Raw genomic sequence first — 2551 nt, forward strand, 5'->3', positions numbered from 1 at the left:
ATGTTCCCACCACCGAGTGAAAAACACTTGCTATAGCCTGCCTCAACCAGCCATTTGGCAAGCAGATCGCTGTATTTCATATGCTCCACGCCGACCCCCAGAGATGTATTGAATCAGAAACCTACGCCCAAAAACTCTTCGAGCTTTTCAGCGATGTAATCCAGATGCTCCGTGGTCAGCGCCGGGAAAACGCCCAGCCAGAAGGTCTGGTTCATGACGACATCCGTATTCTTCAGGTCGCCGCTGACACGGAAATTACGTCCAATCATGTAAGGCTGGCGGGTCAGGTTGCCGGCGAAGAGCAGGCGCGTGCCGATCTTGTTCTGGTCGAGGTAGTTGAGCAGATCGACGCGCTTGACGCCCGATTCTTCCTTGAGAATGATCGGGAAGCCGAACCAGGAGGGGTCGGAGTCCGGTGTGGCTTCGGGCAGGTGCAGGAAGGCTTCGCAGCTCTTCAGGCGGTTCTTCAGGTAGCTGAAGTTGGCGCGGCGTGCGGCGATGAATTCGTCGACGCGGTCCATCTGTGCGAGCGCGCAAGCGGCTTGCATGTCGCTGATCTTGAGGTTGTAGCCCAGGTGGCTGTAGGTGTACTTGTGGTCGTAACCTTCAGGCAGTTCACCAAGCTTCCAGCAGAAGCGCTTGGCGCAGGTGTTGTCCTTACCCGGGGGGCAGTAGCAGTCACGGCCCCAGTCGCGGAAGGATTCGGCGATCAGCTTGAGTTCGGCATTGTTGGTGAAGACTGCGCCGCCCTCACCCATGGTGATGTGGTGTGCGGGGTAGAAGCTCAGCGTGGCGATGTCGCCGAAGGTACCCACGGTCTGGCCCTTGTAGGTGGCGCCCAGAGCGTCGCAGCAGTCTTCAACCAGCCACAGATTGTATTTCTTGCAGATTGCCGTCACCACTTCGAGATTGAAGGGGTTGCCCAGCGAGTGGGCGAGCATGATGGCCTTGGTCTTGGGGCTGATCGCCGCCTCGATCTTGCTGGCGTCGATGTTGTGCGTCACCAGGTCCACATCCACGAAGACCGGCACAGCGCCGAATTGCAGGATCGGATTGACCGTGGTCGGGAAACCAGCGGCCACACCGATCACTTCGTCACCCGGCTTGATCGCGCGCTCGCCCAGACGGGGCGAAGTCAGCGTCGAAAAGGCGACCAGATTCGCCGAGGAGCCGGAGTTGACCGTGAGGACGTATTTGACGCCCAGATATTGCGCCAGGCGTGCTTCGAATTCGGCATTGAAACGGCCGGTGGTCAGCCAGCCGTCGAGGCTCGCTTCGACCATGTTCTTGAGCTCCGGCGCGCCCATCACCTTGCCGGAAACCGGTACGGCGGATTCACCCGGCACGAAAGGCTTCGGTGCGTAAACGATGTCAGCGTATTGCTGGACCAGAGCGGCGATCTCGCGGCGAATGGCGTCAGGCGACTTGGGCGTGAATTGAACAGGAGAAGTGGTGGTCATGTTTATAGGGTCCGTCAGATTTATACCGATTGATATTCTTCAATTTGCTGCAAGCACAGTGCACGCACGTCCTGCTTGTCCAGCCAGGCCTGGTGCCAGCTCACAATCTGCTTGAGCGCGGTGGCGAGATTCCAGCTGGGCTGCCAGTTGAGGCGCGACTTGGCTTTGGAAATATCGAGCTTGAGATAATGCGCTTCGTGGGGGTGGTTGCCGCCATCGAGCTGCCAGCTGGCGCCGCGCCCCCAGGCGCCGACCATGTGCTCGACGATCCACTGCACCGGACGCGCATCGTCGTCATGCGGACCGAAGTTCCAGCCCTCAGCCCAGGCCTGGCCCTCGTTGTAGAGCTTCTCGGCGAGATTGAGGTAGCCCGACAAGGGCTCCAGCACATGCTGCCAGGGGCGCGTGGAATGCGGGTTGCGGATCACCACGGGCTGGCCTTTTTCGAAGGCGCGCAGGATGTCCGGGATGAGGCGGTCATCCGCCCAGTCGCCGCCACCGATCACATTGCCAGCGCGACCGGATGCCAGGGCGATGCCGGCGGACTGGAAGAAGGAGCGGCGGTAAGCGCTGGTCACCAGTTCCGAACAGCCCTTGCTGTTGCTGTAAGGATCGTAGCCGCCCATCGGCTCGTCTTCACGATAGCCCCAGACCCATTCCTTGTTCTCGTAGCACTTGTCCGTCGTGACATTGACGATGGCTTTGACCGTGCCGAGCTGACGCGCCGCTTCGAGCACATGCACCGTGCCCATCACATTGGTGGCGTAGGTCTCGACCGGCGCCTTGTAGGAGTAGCGCACCAGGGGCTGTGCCGCCATGTGGATGACGATATCGGGCTTGGCGGCCGACATCGCAGCGAACACGGCATCGTAGTCGCGCACATCGCCAAACGTGCTGTGCATGCCATCGGCCACACGGGCTTCATCAAACAAGGCAGGCGTCGTCGGCGGCTTGAGGGCAAAACCATGGAGCTCGGCGCCCAAGCTTTGCAGCCACAGCGACAGCCAGCTGCCTTTGAAGCCGGTGTGCCCGGTCAGGAAAACACGCTTGCCGCGCCAGAATGCTTGCAACGAAGACTGACTCATTTCCAC

At 60.3% G+C, this 2551-nt stretch carries 2 protein-coding genes; both read right to left on the reverse strand.

All coding sequences use genetic code 11. The features are described from left to right. Positions 1-113: 113 nt before the first annotated feature. A complete protein-coding gene (gene rfbH, locus ABDB84_RS19960; protein WP_345921540.1) occupies positions 114-1460 on the reverse strand; it encodes a lipopolysaccharide biosynthesis protein RfbH in 1347 nt (448 codons plus the stop codon). A gap of 20 nt (positions 1461-1480) precedes the next feature. After that, positions 1481-2551: CDP-glucose 4,6-dehydratase (gene rfbG / locus ABDB84_RS19965; RefSeq protein ID WP_428715111.1), on the reverse strand; the 1071-nt coding region annotated here is incomplete at its 5' end.

The sequence above is a fragment of the Uliginosibacterium sediminicola genome (genome assembly GCF_039631295.1).
In the GTDB taxonomy this organism is placed as follows: Bacteria; Pseudomonadota; Gammaproteobacteria; order Burkholderiales; family Rhodocyclaceae; genus Viridibacterium; species Viridibacterium sediminicola.